This window comes from Mycolicibacterium doricum, assembly GCF_010728155.1.
In the GTDB taxonomy this organism is placed as follows: domain Bacteria; phylum Actinomycetota; class Actinomycetes; order Mycobacteriales; family Mycobacteriaceae; genus Mycobacterium; species Mycobacterium doricum.
The window spans coordinates 2,179,796-2,198,107 of record NZ_AP022605.1; the positions used below are offsets into that span (position 1 = coordinate 2,179,796).

The 18,312-nt window shown below is 67.6% G+C and carries 16 protein-coding genes and 1 pseudogene; 7 read left to right on the forward strand and 10 right to left on the reverse strand.

The genetic code is table 11. The features are described from left to right. Positions 1–44 precede the first annotated feature (44 nt). Together lysX and G6N07_RS10745 are read left to right on the forward strand one after the other, a co-directional pair. A complete protein-coding gene (gene lysX, locus G6N07_RS10740) occupies positions 45–3,383 on the forward strand; it encodes a bifunctional lysylphosphatidylglycerol synthetase/lysine--tRNA ligase LysX (RefSeq protein WP_085191816.1) in 3,339 nt (1,112 codons plus the stop codon). A 22-nt stretch (positions 3,384–3,405) separates the two neighbouring features. Further along, positions 3,406–3,678, forward strand: a pseudogene (locus G6N07_RS10745) (hypothetical protein); the annotation flags it as partial. 86 nt (positions 3,679–3,764) lie between these two features. Here G6N07_RS10745 and uvrA read toward each other — a convergent pair. Next, on the reverse strand, positions 3,765–6,659 hold the full coding sequence (uvrA, locus tag G6N07_RS10750) for an excinuclease ABC subunit UvrA (RefSeq protein ID WP_085191814.1): 2,895 nt from the start codon (positions 6,657–6,659) through the stop codon (positions 3,765–3,767). 182 nt (positions 6,660–6,841) lie between these two features. Here uvrA and G6N07_RS10755 point away from each other — a divergent pair, with 182 nt between their 5' ends. Beyond that, positions 6,842–7,519, forward strand: a complete 678-nt coding sequence (locus G6N07_RS10755) for an MBL fold metallo-hydrolase (RefSeq protein WP_085191812.1) — start codon at positions 6,842–6,844, stop codon at positions 7,517–7,519. A gap of 70 nt (positions 7,520–7,589) precedes the next feature. On the opposite strand, the gene G6N07_RS10760 is transcribed toward G6N07_RS10755, so the two are convergent. Next, positions 7,590–8,036, reverse strand: a complete 447-nt coding sequence (locus G6N07_RS10760) for a universal stress protein (protein WP_085191810.1) — start codon at positions 8,034–8,036, stop codon at positions 7,590–7,592. A gap of 293 nt (positions 8,037–8,329) precedes the next feature. Between G6N07_RS10760 and G6N07_RS10765 the strand changes: the two genes are divergently transcribed. After that, a complete protein-coding gene (locus G6N07_RS10765; RefSeq protein WP_085191808.1) occupies positions 8,330–9,001 on the forward strand; it encodes a UdgX family uracil-DNA binding protein in 672 nt (223 codons plus the stop codon). A gap of 18 nt (positions 9,002–9,019) precedes the next feature. On the opposite strand, the gene G6N07_RS10770 is transcribed toward G6N07_RS10765, so the two are convergent. Then, the gene (locus G6N07_RS10770; RefSeq protein ID WP_275990630.1) at positions 9,020–9,808 is read right to left on the reverse strand and encodes an acyl-CoA thioesterase; all 789 of its coding nucleotides are present in this window, start codon (positions 9,806–9,808) and stop codon (positions 9,020–9,022) included. Positions 9,809–10,021: 213 nt separating this feature from the next. On the opposite strand from G6N07_RS10770, the gene G6N07_RS10775 reads away from it, so the two are divergent. After that, positions 10,022–11,353, forward strand: coding sequence for a sensor histidine kinase (locus tag G6N07_RS10775; protein WP_085191856.1), 1,332 nt, complete (start codon positions 10,022–10,024; stop codon positions 11,351–11,353). Positions 11,354–11,414: 61 nt separating this feature from the next. Here G6N07_RS10775 and G6N07_RS20340 read toward each other — a convergent pair whose 3' ends face one another. The 3 genes from G6N07_RS20340 to G6N07_RS20350 form a co-directional block, all read right to left on the reverse strand. Further along, the gene (locus G6N07_RS20340; RefSeq protein WP_235849821.1) at positions 11,415–11,843 is read right to left on the reverse strand and encodes a hypothetical protein; all 429 of its coding nucleotides are present in this window, start codon (positions 11,841–11,843) and stop codon (positions 11,415–11,417) included. Beyond that, entirely contained in the window at positions 11,840–12,430 is a 591-nt protein-coding gene (locus G6N07_RS20345) for a hypothetical protein (protein WP_244949063.1), read from the reverse strand. The genes G6N07_RS20340 and G6N07_RS20345 overlap by 4 nt, the downstream gene beginning before the upstream one ends. 471 nt (positions 12,431–12,901) lie before the next feature. Then, positions 12,902–13,117 (reverse strand): hypothetical protein, encoded by a 216-nt coding sequence (locus tag G6N07_RS20350; protein WP_165756739.1) that lies wholly within the window; start codon positions 13,115–13,117, stop codon positions 12,902–12,904. Between the two features lie 293 nt (positions 13,118–13,410). Between G6N07_RS20350 and G6N07_RS20355 the strand changes: the two genes are divergently transcribed. Then, positions 13,411–13,830 (forward strand): hypothetical protein, encoded by a 420-nt coding sequence (locus G6N07_RS20355; protein ID WP_244949064.1) that lies wholly within the window; start codon positions 13,411–13,413, stop codon positions 13,828–13,830. Between the two features lie 273 nt (positions 13,831–14,103). Here G6N07_RS20355 and G6N07_RS10785 read toward each other — a convergent pair whose 3' ends face one another. The 3 genes from G6N07_RS10785 to G6N07_RS10795 are packed head-to-tail and all read right to left on the reverse strand — an operon-like array spanning position 14,104 to position 16,095. Beyond that, positions 14,104–14,535, reverse strand: a complete 432-nt coding sequence (locus G6N07_RS10785; RefSeq protein WP_085187902.1) for an arsenate reductase ArsC — start codon at positions 14,533–14,535, stop codon at positions 14,104–14,106. Further along, entirely contained in the window at positions 14,528–15,634 is a 1,107-nt protein-coding gene (gene arsB, locus G6N07_RS10790) for an ACR3 family arsenite efflux transporter (protein WP_085187899.1), read from the reverse strand. The genes G6N07_RS10785 and arsB overlap by 8 nt, the downstream gene beginning before the upstream one ends. After that, positions 15,631–16,095 carry an ArsI/CadI family heavy metal resistance metalloenzyme gene (locus tag G6N07_RS10795; RefSeq protein WP_085187896.1) on the reverse strand — a complete coding sequence of 155 codons (465 nt, stop codon included), beginning with the start codon at positions 16,093–16,095 and terminating at the stop codon, positions 15,631–15,633. The genes arsB and G6N07_RS10795 overlap by 4 nt, the downstream gene beginning before the upstream one ends. Before the next feature lie 98 nt (positions 16,096–16,193). Here G6N07_RS10795 and G6N07_RS10800 point away from each other — a divergent pair, with 98 nt between their 5' ends. After that, positions 16,194–16,571 (forward strand): Rv2640c family ArsR-like transcriptional regulator, encoded by a 378-nt coding sequence (locus tag G6N07_RS10800; RefSeq protein ID WP_085187972.1) that lies wholly within the window; start codon positions 16,194–16,196, stop codon positions 16,569–16,571. A gap of 249 nt (positions 16,572–16,820) precedes the next feature. On the opposite strand, the gene G6N07_RS10805 is transcribed toward G6N07_RS10800, so the two are convergent. Beyond that, positions 16,821–18,275 (reverse strand): MFS transporter, encoded by a 1,455-nt coding sequence (locus G6N07_RS10805; RefSeq protein ID WP_085187893.1) that lies wholly within the window; start codon positions 18,273–18,275, stop codon positions 16,821–16,823. Positions 18,276–18,312: the final 37 nt, after the last annotated feature.

Here is an 18,312-nt window from a genome sequence, read left to right on the forward strand (position 1 = left end):
CAGGTCCCCACATTCGGGGCCCTGAGCGAATATTGTCCCCGGCTATGACGCTCACCAGTCCGCCGAGGACGCGCGCCGCCTCCCGTTACTCCTGGGTTCCAGCCGCCGCCGGGTGGACCGTTGGCATCATCGCCACCCTGTCGCTCATCGCAAGTATCTCGCCGCTGGTGCGGTGGATTATTCGGGTGCCGCGCGAGTTCGTCAACGACTACATCTTCAACTTCCCCGACACCAGCTTTGCCTGGGCGTTCGTGCTGGCGCTGCTGGCAGGCGCGCTCGCTGCCCGAAAACGCATCGCGTGGTGGGTGCTGTTGGTCTACATGGTGGCCGCGGTCGGCTGGAACGTCGGGAATCTGCTGACCGGTGACGAATCGGTCGTCGAGGAGACGGGCGAGGTGATCGGCCTGCTCTTCCACCTCGCGGCGATCGCCTTCCTGCTGTTGGCTCGCCCGCTGTTCTGGGCGCGCGTGCGGCGAGGTGCGCTGTTGAAGGCCGCGGGTGTGCTGGCCGCCGGGATGGCGGTCGGCGTGCTGGTCGGCTGGGGTCTCCTCGAACTGTTCCCCGGCACGCTGCAACGCGACTACCGGCTGGCGTACGCGGTGAACCGGGTGTTCGCCTTCGCCGGCGTGGACCCGGAGGCGTTCGACGGCCAGCACCCGCATGTGGTGGTGAACGCGCTACTCGGACTGTTCGGCGCGCTGGCGCTGATGGCCGCGGCGATCATGCTGTTCCAGTCCCAACGCTCCGAGAATGCTTTGACCGGCGAAGACGAATCTGCCATCCGCGGTCTTCTCGAGTTGTACGGCAAGAACGACTCGCTGGGGTACTTCGCGACCCGCCGGGACAAGTCCGTGGTGTTCGCACCCAGCGGACGTGCCGCCGTCACCTACCGGGTCGAGGTGGGGGTCTGTCTGGCCAGTGGTGACCCGGTCGGCGACCCGAAGGGTTGGCCCCAGGCGATCGGTGCGTGGCTGGCGCTGTGTCAGACGTACGGATGGGCGCCGGGCGTCATGGGTGCCAGCGTCGGCGGGGCCGAGGCCTTCCGCGCGGCTGGGCTCAACGCGATCCAACTGGGCGACGAGGCGATCCTGCATCCGGACTCTTTCCGACTCTCGGGTCCGGACATGCGGGCGGTGCGCCAGGCCGTGACCCGGGCCCGTCGCGCCGGGGTGACCGTGCGGATCCGCAGACACCGGGAACTGTCGAGCGAGCAGATGGCCGGGGTGATCGCCCACGCCGACGCCTGGCGCGACACCGAGACCGAGCGCGGGTTCTCGATGGCGCTGGGCCGCCTGGGCGATCCGGCCGACGGCGACTGCCTGCTGGTCGAGGCGGTCCGGGGGGATATCGGCGGGCAGCAGGGAAGCGACTCGATGGAAGGCACCGTCGTGGCCATGCTCTCGTTGGTCCCATGGGGCAGCAACGGCGCCTCACTCGACGTGATGCGGCGCTCCCCGCTATCACCCAACGGGACGATCGAGTTGATGGTCAGCGAGTTGTGCATGCAGGCCGAGGACATCGGCGTCACCCGCATCTCGCTCAACTTCGCGATGTTCCGGTCCGCGTTCGAGCAGGGCGCACAGCTCGGTGCCGGCCCGGTGGCGCGGCTGTGGCGCTGGCTGCTCGTCTTCTTCTCACGGTGGTGGCAGCTCGAGACCCTGTACCGGTCGAACATGAAGTACCAACCGCAGTGGGTGCCGCGGTACGCCTGCTACGAGGACGCGCGGCTCATTCCCCGCGTCGGGGTGGCGTCGGTGATCGCCGAGGGATTTCTGGTGCTACCGTTCTCGCGCCGCAGCAGGCAGCACACCGGCCACCACACGTCCGCACCGCAGGACCTCGTCGCGAGCGGTCTGTTGCACCACGACGGCACCGCATCCGACCTCTGCGGGTTACACACCGATGGCGCCGACAACCAGCCACCTCGGCTGCCCGAGCAGGTGCGGGTCCGGATGGCGAAGCTGCAAGCGTTGCAAACCAATGGCGTGGAGGCATATCCGGTAGGCCAGGCACCCAGCCACACCGTGGCGGCGGCCGTCGACTCCCCCGACGACGTCGAGTTGAGCGTCAGCGGCCGGGTGCTGCGCATCCGCGACTACGGCGGTGTGCTCTTCACGCACTTGCGGGACTGGTCGGGCGAAGTGCAACTCCTGCTGGACAACTCGACGCTCGATCAGGGCGCCACAGCCAGCTTCACCGCGGCCATCGACCTCGGCGACCTCATCGAGGCGACCGGGACCATGGGCTACAGCAAGAACGGCACCCGCTCGCTGCTGGTGCGGCACTGGCGGCTCACTGGGAAATGCCTGCGCCCGCTGCCCGACAAGTGGAAGGGCCTCACCGATCAGGAGGCGCGGGTCCGCGCGCGCTACGTCGACCTGGCGGTCAACACCGGGGCGCGTGACCTCATCCGGGCCCGCAGCGGGGTGCTGCACGCCATCCGGGAAACGCTGTACCACAAGGGTTTCCTCGAGGTCGAGACACCGATTTTGCAGCAGATCCACGGCGGCGCCAATGCGCGGCCGTTCGTGACCCACATCAACGCCTACGACCTCGACCTGTACCTTCGCATCGCCCCCGAGCTGTATCTGAAGCGGCTCTGCGTTGGTGGGGTGGAGCGCGTCTTCGAGCTGGGCCGCGCCTTCCGCAACGAAGGTGTCGACTTCTCCCACAATCCGGAGTTCACGTTGCTGGAGGCGTATCAGGCGCACGCCGACTACAACGTGTGGATCGACGGGTGCCGCGAGCTCATCCAGGCCGCCGCGATGGCCGCCAACGGTGAGCAGGTGTTTCTGCGCCCGCGCGGCGACGGCTCGCTCGAGCCCGTCGACATCTCCGGTCCCTGGACCGTCAAGACCGTCCACGACGCGGTGTCCGCGGCGCTCGGGGAACACGTAGACGCCGCTACGGACCTGCCGACGCTGCGCGAGCTCGCCGACGCAGCGGGAATCCCCTGTCCGACCCACTGGGACGCGGGTGCGGTGGTGCTGGAGATGTATGAGCACCTCGTCGAGGACCGCACCGAGCGGCCCACGTTCTACAAGGACTTCCCGACGTCGGTGTCGCCGTTGACACGCCCGCACCGGAGCCTCCCCGGCGTGGCCGAGCGATGGGACCTCGTCGCCTGGGGTGTCGAATTGGGCACTGCCTACAGCGAACTCACCGATCCGGTGGAGCAGCGCCGCCGACTGCAGGAACAGTCCCTGCTGGCGGCCGGCGGTGACCCGGAGGCAATGGAACTAGACGAGGATTTCCTGCAGGCGATGGAGTACGCCATGCCACCGACCGGCGGACTGGGCATGGGCGTCGATCGGGTGGTCATGCTGATCACCGGTCGCAGCATCCGCGAAACCCTGCCGTTCCCCTTAGCCAAACCGCGCTGAAACCCCGGAGTACCGTGACGGCATGGCCGACGAACCGCAGCCTGCTCCCGGACCCACCCCGGTTCCGCCACCCCCGCCCGCCGAAGCGCTCGACACCGGGTATACACCGGGCGGCGTCCCGACCTTCGAGTCGGTGCGCGAGAAGATCGAGGGCCGGTACGGCACCGCGATCGGCGCCGCCGAACTGGCCGCCGAGACGCCCGAAGGCCGCACCGTCGACGAACAGTACGAGGAACGGCAGCGAGCGGGCGCCGAGCGGCTGGCTCAGATCCGTGCCCAGATGGAGGAAAAAGACCGTGGGACGCTGGCTGCGGGCGTTCGGGCGCGCCACGGTCACCGACCTCCATGCCTACGCGGTGACACGCATGAGTGAGCCGTCGCTCAAGCGCTGACCTTGCGCCGCCTGCGGGTCGGGGCGGGCACGTCGAGCATCTCGGCCAGGAAGTGGCCGGTGTAGCTGTCGGTGTTGGCCGCGACGTCTTCGGGAGTGCCCTGCGCGACAACGGTGCCGCCGCCGGCACCGCCCTCCGGCCCCATGTCGATGATCCAGTCGGAGGTCTTGATGACGTCCAGATTGTGCTCGATCACGATGACGGTATTGCCCTTGTCGACCAGGCCGTTGATCACCTTGAGAAGCTTGCGGATGTCCTCGAAGTGCAGGCCGGTGGTCGGCTCGTCGAGGATGTAGACCGTGCGGCCGGTCGACCGCTTCTGCAGCTCGGCTGCGAGCTTCACGCGCTGGGCCTCACCGCCGGACAAGGTCGGTGCCGGCTGGCCGAGCCGCACGTATCCCAGCCCCACGTCCACCAGCGTGTTGAGGTAGCGATGGATGGAGCTGATCGGTTCGAATAACTCCGCCGCGTCCTCGATTGACATGTCGAGGACCTCGGCGATGGTCTTGCCCTTGTAGTGCACCTCGAGGGTCTCGCGGTTGTACCGGGCGCCGTGGCATACCTCGCACGGAACGTAGACGTCCGGTAGGAAGTTCATCTCGATCTTGATGGTGCCGTCACCGGAACAGGCCTCGCAGCGTCCGCCCTTGACGTTGAACGAGAAACGCCCCGGCTGATATCCGCGAACCTTGGCTTCCGTGGTGGCCGCGAACAGCGAGCGGATCTTGTCGAACACACCGGTGTAGGTGGCGGGGTTCGACCGCGGGGTCCGCCCGATCGGCGACTGATCCACCCGCACCAGCTTGTCGAGTTCGTCGAGGCCGTTGATGCGGGTGTGCCGGCCGGGTACCTGCCTGGCGCCGTTGAGTTTGTTGGCCAGCACCGAGGCGAGGATGTCGTTGACCAACGTCGACTTACCCGAACCCGATACCCCGGTGACCGACGTCAGCACGCCGAGCGGGAATGCGACGTCGACGTCTTTGAGGTTGTGCTCGCGCGCACCGACGACGGTGAGTTGCCGTTTGCGGTCGACGGGGCGCCGGATTGCCGGCACCTCGATCGTCTCGCGCCCGGACAGGTACGCGCCGGTCAGCGAATCCGGATTGTTCAGCAGGTCCCTGTACGTGCCGCTGTGCACGATCCGTCCGCCGTGCTCACCGGCCGCGGGTCCGATGTCGACCACCCAGTCGGCGTGCGCGATGGTGTCGAGGTCGTGTTCGACCACGATAAGCGTGTTGCCCAGCTCTCGCAGCCGCACCAGGGTGTCGATGAGGCGGCGGTTGTCACGCTGATGGAGACCGATCGACGGTTCGTCGAGGACGTAGAGGACGCCGACGAGCCCGGACCCGATCTGGGTGGCCAGCCGGATGCGTTGAGCTTCACCGCCGGAGAGGGTGGCCGCTGCGCGCGAGAGCGACAGATAGTCGAGCCCGACGTCGAGCAGGAACCCCAGCCGGGACTGGATCTCTTTGAGCACCTGACCGGCGATGGCCTGTTCGCGTGGGCCGAGGGTGAGCGCGTTGAGGAAGTCCGCGCAGTCGGCGATCGACAGCTGGGCGACCTCGGCGATGGACTTGGCGCCCTGGTCCCCCGCGGCGAGGGTGACAGCCAGGATATCGGGCTTGAGGCGAGTGCCGTCACACTCCGGGCACGGCACATCGCGCATGAAGCCTTCGTAGCGCTCCTTCATCTGCTCGGAGTCGGTTTGCTCGATGCGGCGCTGCAGGAACGCCATGACGCCTTCGAAGTCCGCGTAGTACGACCGCGTGCGGCCGTAGCGGTTGCGGTACTTGACGTGCACCTGCTCGTCGCAGCCCGCCAGGATGGCGCGGCGGACCTTGGGGGGCAGCTTCTTCCACGGGGTGTCGACGTCGAAGCCCATCGACTCCCCCAGGCCGGTCAGCATGCGGGTGAAGTACTCCGCGGTCTGGCCCATCGACCATGGGGCGATGGCACCCTCGGCCAGCGTCAGGTCCGGATCGGGGATGACAAGTTCGGGGTCGACCTCTTTGCGGACGCCCAGACCCGCGCACTCCGGACAGGCCCCGTACGGGGAGTTGAACGAAAACGACCTCGGTTCGAGGTCGTCCACCGCGAGGGGGTGGCCGTTCGGACAGGCGAGTTTCTCGGAGAACCGCTGCTCGCGATGCGGATGGTCGTCTTCACGGTCGACGAACTCGAGCACCACGATACCGTCGGCCAGGGTCAGCGCCGTCTCCACCGAATCGGTCAGCCGTTGCTTGGCGGTGGCCTTCACGGTGAGCCGGTCGATCACGACCTCGATGTCGTGCTTTTCCTGCTTCTTCAGCTTGGGCGGTTCGGTCAGCGGATACACGACACCATCGACGCGCACTCGGCTGTAGCCCTGGGTGTTGAGCTTCTCGAACAGGTCGACGAACTCGCCCTTGCGGGTGCGAACGACCGGTGCGAGCACCTGGAATCGCAGGCCCTCGTCCATGGCGAGGACTTGGTCGACGATCTGCTGAGGGGTCTGCCGCGCGATGCGCTCACCACACACCGGACAATGCGGCGTACCCGCGCGAGCATAGAGAAGCCGGAGGTAGTCGTAGACCTCGGTGATGGTGCCGACCGTCGACCGTGGGTTGCGGTTGGTCGACTTTTGGTCGATGGACACCGCGGGTGAGAGGCCTTCGATGAAGTCGACATCTGGTTTGTCCATCTGCCCGAGGAACTGCCGGGCATAGGCCGACAGCGACTCCACGTAGCGGCGCTGCCCCTCGGCGAAGATGGTGTCGAACGCGAGCGACGACTTGCCCGAACCGGACAGACCGGTGAACACGATCAACGCGTCGCGCGGTAGGTCAAGATCGACGCTTCGCAGGTTGTGCTCGCGCGCACCCTTGACGATCAGGCGGTCAGCCAACTCGGTCCTTCCCTGACTCAGACATGCCCTGACTCAGACATGCCCTGACTCGGACATCCCCTGACTCGGACATCCCCTGACTTAGACACCACCTGACTTAGACATCCCCTGACTTAGACATGGTCAATGCACTTTGATCCATGCTAGGTGTCGCCACCGACAAGCCCGTTACCGTGGCTCTCATGACAGTCGTCGACGACAACTACACCGGCCATGTCGAACCCCGGACCGCGGCCAGGCGAACCCTTCCTGGCGCGACAATCGTCAAGGCCTCCGTGGGCCCCATGGACAACAACGCATACCTGATCACCTGTTCGCGAACCGGTGAGACGTTACTCATCGACGCCGCCAACGATGCCGACATCCTCCTGCAACTCGTCAGGGACCTGGTGCCGACGGTGACGTTGATCGTAACCAGCCACCAACATTTCGACCACTGGCAGGCGCTGGAGGCACTGGTCGAGGCGACCGGTGCGCCGACGGCCGCCCACGAACTCGACGCCGAACCGCTGCCCGTCACCCCGGACCGCTACCTCGCCGGAGGCGACGCCCTCCGGATCGGCAATCTCACCTTCGACGTCATCCACCTGCGTGGCCACACCCCGGGCTCGATCGCGTTGGCCCTGCACGGCGCCGCCGCAGGCGATGCCGTGCACCTGTTCACCGGTGACTGCCTGTTCCCGGGCGGAGTGGGCAAGACGTGGCAGGACGGAGACTTCGAGAAGTTGCTGACCGACGTCACGGCCAGGGTGTTCGACGTCTACCCGGACTCGACGGTCGTCTACCCGGGCCACGGCGACGACACCACGCTGGGTGCCGAGCGCCCGCACCTCGGCGAGTGGCGCCAGCGTGGCTGGTAGCGCTCACACCGTCCAGGCGAACGGCAGCCGTTTGATGCGATAACGGTCGGTGCGGCGTTGTCAATCGGAATCAGGGTGTGGTGTGGACGATGAGGACGTCGGTCTTGGACCGCCGCGCCACGTTGGCCGGCACCGAACCGAGCAGTCGTCCGGCAATGGTGCTGAGGCCGACGTTTCCGACCACGAGCAGATCGGCGTTGACCTCCTCAGCCAACTCGACCAGGGCGTCGACCGGTGCACCGACGACGGCCTTTTCTTCGATGTTCTCGGCGCCGGCGGCCTTGGCGCGGTCGCGCGCCTCTCGCAAGATCGCATAGATAGGGGCATTGCCTGACATCTTGTAGCCCTCGTCCTTGAGGACGTCGGCGGCGCGCTGATCCTCACTCTGCGGGAAGTAAGCGGTGGTGACGATCAGCTTGGCGCCCGACCCGGCAGCGATCTGGCCCGCTCGGTCGACTGCCTTCAACGACGAATCCGAGCCATCGGTGCCGACCACCACGGTGCGATAGGCGCTCATCCATACCCTCCCAGAGTCATTTGCGAAGCCAACCGAGACAGTAACGCGTTGCCCGACGAACACGGGTGCTAATCGCGACACCCGGCGAGCCTGCTCGGTACGACCGACGGGCGTTCTACCGGCACAGATGTTAGCGATCGGCAAAAGCGTAACGCTCCACACAGTGACCGAGTCGTCGTGCGCTGCCGCAGTTGCTCATCGTCGCAGCGAGGTCTTTGCGTGACGAAGTGCACAGCGGTATCCGCGTCCCCCTTGAGCGCATGACGGACCCTACGCGGGGGTAGTCCGCCACCATGACGACCAAAGTGCCCGGCGCCGAGGACTTCGTCCCCGACACTCGCGACGTGTCGATCCTCGCCGATGCGGTCCAGGCATGCCGAGGGTGTGAGCTCTACCGCGATGCCACCCAGGCTGTGTTCGGACAAGGGAGCGCGAATGCGACGGTCATGTTCGTCGGAGAGCAACCCGGCGATCAGGAGGACCAAGCCGGGGAACCGTTCGTCGGCCCGGCAGGCAAGTTGCTCGACAAAGCGCTCGTGGCCGCAGGCATCGACCGGGAGCGCCTCTACGTCACCAACGCCGTCAAGCACTTCAAATTCACGTTGCCGGAGCGGGGCAAGCGCCGCATCCACAAAACGCCGAGCCGGACGGAGGTCGTCGCGTGCCGGCCGTGGTTGCTGGCCGAACTGGACGCCGTGCGGCCGCAAGTCTTGGTGCTGCTCGGCGCCACGGCGGCGAAAGCTCTGATGGGCGACGACTTCCGGTTGACCGCTCACCGCGGGGAAGTGCTGAACCTTCCGGCCATCACCGAGCCGACCGAACCCGACATCGACCCCGCCGTGGTGGCGACTGTGCACCCGTCGTCGGTGCTGCGCGGCCCGGCTGAGAACCGCCAGCAGGCGTTCGACGCCCTCACCGAGGATCTGCGCGTCGCGGCCGGGCTGATCTGCGGCCGGCGACGATAGCGGCGTGTGCGCGCAGGGTCATTCGCGGCGGTCGCGGCCGAAGTAGATCTCCTGGGTGGCCGTGCACACCAACGCCCCGGTGCGGTTGTACATCGTGGCGGTGGTCAGCGCGCGACCATGGACACCGCTGGGGGCTACCGCATCCGAGAGCACCCAGTCCGAGAAGTCGGCCGGCCGGTGGAACCAGACCGCGTGGTCGATCAGCGCGGAGAAACACGTCAGCGGCGTGGTTCGGCGGACCACCATCGCCGTCTCCAGCAGCGCGGTGCCGGACATGTAAGTCAGCAGGCAACTGTTGAGGACCGGGTCGTCGGGCATCGGTTCAGCGGGACGACACCACAGTCTGATGCGCGGCGACGGGTCGGGTCGGTCGAGAGCCAGACGCGGCGGCGGGTCGATGTAGCGCAGGTCGAGCGGCTGCGGCCGGACCCAGTGGCCGCCGTGTTCGTCGGCGTACGGGCGCAGCTGTTCCTGCACCGACGGCAGCGACTCCGGGGTGGGGACGTCGGGGATCGGCTGCTGGTGTTCGAAGGTGTGGAGCGGTGCAGTGAATGACATGAGCGCTTCGAGGAGCACCTCGTCGTCCTGGCGCGCCAGCACTCGGCGGGAGGACAGCACGCCGCCGTCACGAAGCCGGGTGATCTCGAAGTGCACCGGCCGGCGTGCGTCGCCGGCACGCAACAGGTACACGTGCATGCTATGCGCAGCGCGGTCCCCGCTGACCGTGCGGCTCGCCGACATGAGCGCCTGAGCGGCGAGGTGCCCACCCACGATGTGATGCGCGGCGTTGTCCAGTTGCGTCGCCATGAACTCGTCATCTGCGATGTGCTCGACGTCCAGCGTCGTCAGGACGTCCGAGAGTTTCCGCGCAACCACCGGGGCATCATCCCGGACGCCGCCGCGTCCGGCCGAACCGGTCGGGCAAGATGGCGTCGTGAGCAGCGTTGCGATATCTCGGCACCGGCTGGGCGTCGTGCGGCCAGCCCGATAGTGGGCGCCGACGAGCGGCTACGGCGCTTCATGCCGATGCCGGTGCCGATCGTGTCGCTGCGCACCATCGTGATCGTGGCCGCGCTGTCGGTGGTGGTTCTGGTACTCACCCTCGGCACCTGGGTGTGGATCGGGGTGACGAACGAGCAGTACAGCCAGCTGGACCGGCAACTGGACTCGGTGACCAGCCTCGGGGACTTCGGGACGTTGTTGAACGCGACGATCACCGGCGACGACCCGGCCGATCCACCTGCCGACCGGACACTGGTGCGCACCGCACGGATCGGCGGTATGACCGTGTCGGTGCCCAAGGACATCGTGCTGCCGCAACTCGACATGGGGTACGCGAACACCACGATCGACGGTGTCGAGTACCGGGTGCGCACCTTCGCTGCGGGCCCCGCGACCATCGCACTGGGCTCACCGCTCGCCGCGACCCAGCGCCGTATCGACCAGTTGCATCTGCGAGTCCTGCTCATCTGCGGCGGGGTGATCGCGGGCACCGTGGTCGTGGGCTGGGTGATGTGGTCGATCATGATCAACCCGTTCCGGTTGCTGGCGCAGCAAGCGCGGGCCATCAACGCGCAGTCCAAACCGGAGGAGGTACAGGTCGGCGGAGTCTGGGAGGCGGCCGAGATCGCCGAGGCGGTGGAAGGCATGCTGGCCCGCATCGGCGAGGAACAACAGCGGACCAAGGCGGCACTGGAGTCGGCGCGCGACTTCGCGGCCGTGGCATCGCATGAGTTGCGAACGCCGTTGACCGCTATGCGCACCAACCTCGAAGTCTTGTCAACCCTCGACATGACCGACGAGCAGCGCAAAGAAGTGATCAACGATGTTGTCCGCACACAGAGCCGGATCGAGGCGACGCTGACAGCGCTCGAACGGTTGGCACAAGGCGAATTGACCACTGCGGAGGATCACGTCCCGGTCGACGTCACCGAACTGCTGGACCGCGCCGCGCACGACGCGTTGCGCAGCTATCCCGGCCTTGACGTGTCGCTGGTGCCGTCCGCACAGGTGCGAATACTCGGCCTGCCCGCCGGGCTACGTCTGGTGATCGACAACGCCATCGCCAACGCGATCAAGCACGGTGATGCCACGCAGATCCGGCTGAGCGCTATCCGCTCCGGCGAGGATGTCGAGATCGCGATCGACGACAACGGCAGCGGGGTGCCCGAGCAAGAGCGCACGCTCGTCTTCGAACGTTTCTCCCGCGGGTCGACCGCATCGCGCTCCGGCTCCGGGCTTGGGCTGGCACTAGTCGCACAGCAGGCCGAATTGCACGGTGGCTCAGCGTTCCTGGAAACCAGTCCGATGGGCGGAGCGCGCCTGTTGCTGAGGCTTCCCGCTACCCGCTGACCGCGTCAGGCCCGGCGCGAACACGCCGGGCCTGACCGCAATGTCCGCCGGAAGCGGGTCATCAATCGTCGCGACGGTCCGATGCCGGGCTGGTGGCCGGCGCCTTGGCCGGTGTCGCGCCGGGAGCGGCGCTCGCCGACCACAGCCCACCGGTTCCGGCGCAGATGCCGTCACTGGGCGGTCCGATCTCGGTCGGCAGCGGAACCGGCAGACCCGGGATCTGCGGAACGGTGATCGTCGGGATGAAGTCCCATGGGCCGTTGGTCGCCGTACCCACCGCACCCGGCGCGCTGGGTGTCGGGGCTCCCGGCAGCAGGCGATCGAACACCGCCGCTGCTCCCTCGAGCGGCGGAAGGACGCCGGTGGGCGTACCGCCCGCACCGCTGGCCGGCACACCGGGTGCGGCTGGGTACGGAGGCGTCGGGATGTTGAGCGCAGTAGAGCCGCTGGCCGGCGGAGCCGGTGCTGCAGGCGGCGTGACGATGTTCACTGCACCCGAGCCACCTGCCGGAGGTGCGGGCGGAGCAGGCGGCGTGACGACGGGCACGGAGCTTGCCGCGGGGACACCCGGAGCCGGAGGGGCAGGGGGAGTAACGGCGGCAGCGGGCTGGACCCCGGCGGCTGGCGGTGCAGGCGGCGCAGCGGGAGCGACCGCCCCACCGGAACCACCACCCGGGCCACCCGGGGCACCCGGACCACCGGGAGCCGGAGGCGCAACACCCGCAGCAGGCTCAACCACCCCAGCAGGCAAGGCCGGCGGTACAGGAGGCACAACACCCGCAGCAGGCTCAACCACCCCAGCAGGCAAGGCCGGCGGTGCAGGAGGCACAACACCCGCAGCAGGCTCAACCACCCCAGCAGGCAAGGCCGGCGGTGCAGGAGGCACAACACCCGCAGCAGGCTCAACCACCCCAGCAGGCAAGGCCGGCGGTGCGGGTGGCGCAGCACCCGCAGCAGGCTCAACCACCCCAGCAGGCAAGGCCGGCGGTGCAGGAGGCACAACACCCGCAGCAGGCTCAACCACCCCAGCAGGCAAGGCCGGCGGTGCGGGTGGCACAACACCCGCAGCAGGCTCAACCACCGCAGCAGGCAAGGCCGGCGAATCCGGAGGCGCAACACCCGGAGCCGGCGGAGCTGGAGGCGTCACGGGTTCAGCCGCGGAATTCGCCGCAGGAACAGCCGGCGCCGGCGGAGCCGGAGGCGAGAAAGTCTCGACCATGCTCGACGACCCACCACCTGGAGCAGGAGGCGTCGGCGGCGCCACGTTGTCCACCGAACTCACCGTCGGAGCACCCGGAGCCGGCGGAGCAGGAGGCGTCACGGGCTCAGCCGCGGAATTCGCCGCAGGAACAGCCGGCGCCGGCGGAGCCGGAGGCGAGAAAGTCTCGACCATGCTCGATGACCCACCACCTGGAGCAGGAGGCGCCGGCGGCGCCACGCCACTCGCCGAATCCACCACACCCGCAGGGGGAGCCAGTGAAGCCGGAGGCATCACACCCGACGCGGGCTCAACCACACCCGAAGGCGGAGCCAGCGGAGCGGGAGGCGTCACTGACCCACCCGCACCACCCGCCGGAGCACCCGGAGCCGGCGGTGCCGGATGCGCGACACCTGACGCCGGCTCAACGACAGCGGCAGGCGGTGCAGGCGCAGCCGCACCGGCAGCGGGCTCGACCACACCGGCAGGGATAACCGGCGGCCTGGCAGGAGCGCCGGCGCCCCCCGAAGCACCGGCCGGAGCCGGCGGAGCCGGAAGCGCGACACCGGCTGCAGGCTCGATCACACCGGCAGGCGGTGCAGCGGGGGCAGGCGGGGTCACACCACGGGAGGAATCGACCACACCGGCGGGCACGGCAGGCGGAGCAGCGGGCGCCCCTGCCCCACCGGCGCCGCCGGCCGTAGCACCCGGAGCGGGCGGAGCCGAAGACAGTCCCGCGCCGCTCGACTGCGCCAGCGGCGCGCCGGGTGCACCCGGAACCGGAGGAACAGCGCCGCCGCCGCTGCCGGCGGTGGGGACGCCCGGGGCACCGGGAACCGGAGGAACCGCCCCCGCACCCGTGGTCGCCGTCGGCACGCCCGGCGCACCGGGAACGGGCAGCGTCGCACCGCTGGCCGTGTCGACTCGCGCCGACGGCGGAACTGGTGGCCGGGGCGGCGTGGCAGCGGCAGTGCCGTTGAGCGAACCGGCGGGCGGGATACCGACGAGCGGTGGCGTCGACCCGGCAGTGCCGTTGAGCGAACCGGCGGGCGGGACGCCGACCGACGGCGGTGTCGCGGTGGCGATGCCGTTGGTCGACCCGGCCGGCGGGATGCCGACCGACGGCGGCGTGGTGTTGGTCAGAGCAGAATTCGCGCCCGGCAGCGTCTGCGGCAACCGCCCGGGCACGGTGAGCAACTGCTGCATGATGTTCACGCACGGAACTCCGGGGCTCGCCGTCCCTGGGTCAGCGATCGCCGTCGCAGGGTTGGAAAGCTGAACGATCCAGTAGGCTCCCGCAGTAACCAGGGCGGTGAAGCCCAATCGGTTCGTGGTCCGCGACATGTTCCCTCAGTTCTCTGTGCGCTTCGTACTGACTTGCGTCGGGGGGAACGTATGCCGATTCAGCGAAGTGGCCACCGCGACAATTCTGGGGTTTATAGAACTGTTGCAAATGAGAAGTGCTTCGGTGACCAGACCGAAGTTGGCGCAGGCGGGCAGGGCACTGATTCGCACGAGCAACGACTTGCCGGCCAGCATCTGGAGAAGGCGTCTACTCCGCGGTTTGAGGGCGGTTCACGGGAATGGCCAGCTGCTCGAGCAGGGTCCGTATGCGCCGCTCGACTTCGTCGCGAATCGGACGCACGAATTCGACTCCCCGTCCGGCCGGGTCGGCGAGATCCCAGTCCTCGTAACGCTTGCCGGGTAGGTACGGGCACTGGTCGCCGCACCCCATCGTGACGACGACGTCGACGGCCTCCACCATGTCAGTCGTCCAACGCTTCGGTTGCTCACCCGAGATGTCGATGCCCTTCTCGGCCATGGCTTCAACGGCGGCGGAATTCACCTCATCGGCGGGTTCGGATCCTGCGGAGTAGACCCTTGCCCGGTCTCCTGCAAGGTGTCGAAGGAATCCCATGGCCATCTGGGATCGGCCCGCGTTGTGCGTGCACAGAAACAACACGCCGGGTGTCCGATCACTCATGAGCCCCAGCCCTCTCCTTTGATACTCCCGTTGCGGACGACCAAAAGCGCCTGCGCAGCGACAGAGATACGTATACCAGCGCGACGAGCACGGGCACTTCGATGAGCGGGCCGACGACCCCGGCCAGCGCCTGCCCCGATGCGGGTCCGTAGGTGACGATCGCCACGGCGATGGCGAGTTCGAAGTTGTTGCCCGCAGCTGTGAATGCCAGCGTCGTGGTCCGCGAATAGCCCAGACCGAGGGCTGCGCCGAGCAGGTAGCCGCCGCCCCACATCAGCGCGAAGTAGACCAGTAGCGGTACCGCGATGCGGAGGACATCGAGGGGGCGACTGGTGATCTGTTCTCCCTGGAACGCGAACAGCACGACGATGGTGAACAGCAGGCCGTACAGCGCCCACGGCCCGATTTTGGGCAGGAACTGCGACTCGTACCAGGACCGGCCTTTGGCCTTCTCACCCAGGCGTCGCGACAGGTAGCCCGCCACGAGCGGTATGCCGAGGAAGATCAGCACCGATTGCGCGATCTGCCACGGCGAGACGTCGATTGTGGCGGTCTCCCATCCCAACCATCCCGGCAGGACAGATAGGTAGAACCAGCCAAGGACGGCGAACATCACCACCTGGAACATCGAGTTGAGCGCAACCAGGACTGCGGCAGCTTCCCGATCACCGCACGCGAGGTCGTTCCAGATGATCACCATCGCGATGCAGCGCGCGAGCCCGACGATGATCAGGCCGGTTCGGTACTCTGGCAGGTCAGGAACCAGCAGCCAGGCCAACGCGAACATGAGCGCCGGCCCTAGGATCCAGTTCAATACGAGCGAACTCACCAGCAGCCTTCGGTCGCTGGTGACGGTGTCGAGCCGGTCATAGCGCACCTTGGCGAGCACCGGGTACATCATGACCAGGAGCCCCAGAGCGATCGGTACGGAAATCCCCTGTATCGCAATGCTGCTCAGCGCGACGTCGAACCCGGGGACGAACCGCCCGAGCAGCAGCCCGACGGCCATAGCCAGCCCGATCCACACGGGGAGGAACCGGTCCAGCAGCGGAAGGTTCCCGGCGACGGTCGTGTCGGGATTATCCGTGCGCGCTGTCACGCCGTGGCACTCCGCGCGTCATCGGAACTCCCGGCGCAGCATGTGCCGGCGTTCTCGTCGCCATCGACGAGCATCGTCGAGTCGGTGCCGAATGTGTCCGAGTCCGCCAACACGGTGTACACCTCCCACTTCTCACCCGACGGTCCGGTCACCCATACCTTGTCCTGGGTCGCGAAACAACAGGTCGTGCCGATTTCCTCTTCGGTGAAGAGGCCATCGTCGCTGAGGCGAGCTATCTCCGCGTGGACCGCCTGGCTGGTCTCGACCTCGACGCCGAGGTGGTTCAGCGTGCCGCCGTGGCCCGGGTTTTCGATAAGCACCAGCTTCAACGGTGGATCAACCACTGCGAAGTTCGCGTAGCCCGGCTTCACCTTCGCCGGGGCAGTGCCGAACAGCTTCGAGTAGAAGGTGATGGCCTCGTCGAGGTCATCGACATTGAGAGCGAGTTGGGCGCGGGACAAGGCGACCTCCGTAATGTGCGACGTATATCGAACTAACTGACGCATTCAGAATGCTCACCCCTTTGATATATGTCAACATACTGTGGCAGACTGGTCGCGTGCCGAAGAGCCTGCCCGCCGTGGACATCTCCGCACCGGTCTGCTGCTCGCCGGTCGCGGCGGGCCCCATCGGCGACGAAGCCGCACTGGAGATCGCCCTGCGGCTCAAAGCGCTGGCCGATCCCGTACGGGTGAAGCTGGTGTCACTGCTGTTCAGTTCCGGAGACGGCGAGCTGTGCAGTTGCGACCTTGCGGCGGCCGTCAAACTCGCCGAATCGACTGTCAGCCATCATCTTTCGCAGTTGCGCCGGGCAGGACTGATCGAGTCGCAACGGCGTGGCATGAACGTCTACCACCGACCGCGGCGCGAATCTCTGATTGCGCTGTGCACTGTGCTCGACCCGAGCTGCTGTCCGGCAGGCCTCGAGAGCCGATGACGGGATTCGAACCCGTGTAAACGGCTTTGCAGGCCGATGCGTAGCCACTCAGCCACACTGCGTCGCCATTGACGATGCCGGGCGCGTGGGCATCTGAGCACCTTTCGGCTCGCCGTGATTCCGACGGAAGCCAGGTGCGCCGACGGCCGCTCGGCTCGTTCGCCGGTTACGGTGGCTATGGATGTTGCGGGTCTCATGCCGGTCGCTCCTTCCTCAACGCGCCGCTCAGCGGTTCGCTCCGCCTGCGCGTCAACTACCGGGAGCGCCGCGGCGTGCTGACCCGACCCCTCCAGGCCTGTAAGCGGCGGCGCGGGTTCGACCGCTTCGCGTCGACGCGATGACGCCGACCGCGACCAACCCTGCGAACACCGCGAACAGCCAACGCACCGCCGCCGCGTTCCCGGCGTCGGTGAGGTTCACCACGACGCCCGCCAACCCTGCCCCGAAGGCCCCACAGATGAGCTGCACGGTGTTGATCGCCGCGGCGGCCGCTGGACCTTCGGCCGGGTCGTCGACACTACTCATCGCCCACGCGGACAGGTGCGGCCACGCAATCCCGATACCGGTCCCGGTCACCAGCAGCCCGACCACCCACAGCGCCGCCCAAGCCGGCGTCATCGCATCGCGCAACGCGACCATGCCGAGTGTCAGACCGGTGGCCATGACCAGCGGAGCGAGCCCCACAGTGCGCACGATAACCCGCGTGCGGCTCAATGAAGCACTGGTGATCTCGCCGCCCGTCCAGCCGACGGAGAGAACCGCGCCGAAGAAGCCGGCGACGATGGGGGTCATACCGGCCAGACGCTGCCCGAACAGCGGCACATACATGTCCACCATGGTGGCGGCCATCAACAGCCCCAGTGTCGAGTAGATCCATTTCAACGGGCCGGGGCCGAAGGCGCTCGGCGGCAGCACCGCGACTGCGGCGCGCCGGTCCACGAACACGAACACGACTACGACGGCGACGCCGGTGGCGAGCAATCCTGCCGTCACGCGAATGTCATGCGGAATCCCGGCCGTGCTTACCACGAGCGCCGCCGCGCCGAGCAGCAGCAGCGACCACAGCGGGATCCGCAGGCCGGGTCGACCGACATCATGGCCGTCGACGCGGCCCGGCAGCGCGAACGGCACTAGCAGCCCCATGGCGATCGTGAGCCCGACCAAGACCCCGAACGCCCACCGCCAACTGCCGAACTGCGCGAAGAGCCCACCTGCCGCCGGACCGACGAGTGTCCCGACTCCCCACATCGCCGACACCAACGCCGATGCGCGAGTCCACAATCCGCTCGGGAGAGCGGTGTTGATCACCGCATACCCGAGGCCGGCGAGTAGGCCACCCGCGGCGCCCTGCACCATCCGGCCGACGAGGAGCAGTTCCATCGTCGGGGCAAGCGCACATCCCAGGGTGCCGGCGGCGAACACACTCAAACCCGACCAGTACGCCTGCCGCGGCCCGAGACGTATCAACAGCGGGTGCACCGTCGTTGCGGCGATCACCGAGGCAACCAGATAGACCGTCGTCACCCAGGCGTAGAACCGTTGACCGCCGATGTCAGCGACGGCGCTCGGCATCAGGCTGATGGTCAGGAACTCGTTGGTCGCGTACAACAGGACACCGCCCGCCAGCACCATCGAGGCACCTAGGTGGGCCGGACCCAGCAGCTGACGCCAGGTGCCCACCGAGACGCGGGAGGTCTCAGTCACGCCGCCACGCTAGGAACTCAAGGGCGGTTGAGGTCAA

Bases quoted from the DNA above. Each gene is read 5' to 3' on its own strand.
- lysX (WP_085191816.1), top strand. From the start codon at position 45: ATGACGCTCACCAGTCCGCCGAGGACGCGCGCCGCCTCCCGTTACTCC.
- G6N07_RS10755 (WP_085191812.1), top strand. From the start codon at position 6,842: ATGACAGTCGTCGACGACAACTACACCGGCCATGTCGAACCCCGGACC.
- G6N07_RS10760 (WP_085191810.1), bottom strand. From the start codon at position 8,036: ATGAGCGCCTATCGCACCGTGGTGGTCGGCACCGATGGCTCGGATTCG.
- G6N07_RS10765 (WP_085191808.1), top strand. From the start codon at position 8,330: ATGACGACCAAAGTGCCCGGCGCCGAGGACTTCGTCCCCGACACTCGC.
- G6N07_RS10770 (WP_275990630.1), bottom strand. From the start codon at position 9,808: ATGGCGACGCAACTGGACAACGCCGCGCATCACATCGTGGGTGGGCAC.
- G6N07_RS10775 (WP_085191856.1), top strand. From the start codon at position 10,022: ATGCCGATGCCGGTGCCGATCGTGTCGCTGCGCACCATCGTGATCGTG.
- G6N07_RS10785 (WP_085187902.1), bottom strand. From the start codon at position 14,535: ATGAGTGATCGGACACCCGGCGTGTTGTTTCTGTGCACGCACAACGCG.